This window comes from Desertibacillus haloalkaliphilus, assembly GCF_019039105.1.
Classification (GTDB): domain Bacteria; phylum Bacillota; class Bacilli; order Bacillales; family KJ1-10-99; genus Desertibacillus; species Desertibacillus haloalkaliphilus.
The window spans coordinates 1-354 of record NZ_JAHPIV010000460.1 but is presented as its reverse complement, the minus strand read 5'-3'; the positions used below and the strand labels follow the sequence as shown (position 1 = coordinate 354).

Sequence of the window (354 nt, the reverse complement as noted above, 5' to 3'; positions counted from 1 at the left end):
GGAAAGGAGGGGGGAAAGAGGAGAGAAGAAGAGGGAGAGGGAGGGAGGAAAGGAGGGAGGGGGGAAAAGGGAAAGGGAGAAGGAAAAGAGAAAGGAAGGGGAAAGAAAAGAAAGGAAAAAGGGGGGAGAGAGAAAGGGGAGGAAAAAGAAGAGGGAAAAGGGAAAAAGAAAGAAAGGGAGGAAAAAGGAAGGAAGAAAGAAGAAGAGGGAGGGAGAAAGAAAGGGGGAGAAGGAAAAAAGAAGAGAAGGGAAGGGGGGGGAAAGGAAAAGGAAAAAAGAGGAGGGGAAGGAGAAGAAGGGAAAGGGGAAAAGAAAGGGAGGAAAAAAAAAGAGGGAAGAGAGGAAGGAAGAGGA

1 protein-coding gene is annotated in these 354 nt (G+C 48.0%); it reads left to right on the top strand.

Annotated elements, in window-relative coordinates:
- Nucleotides 1–354: hypothetical protein (locus tag KH400_RS30250; protein WP_217228540.1), on the top strand; the 354-nt coding region annotated here is incomplete at both ends.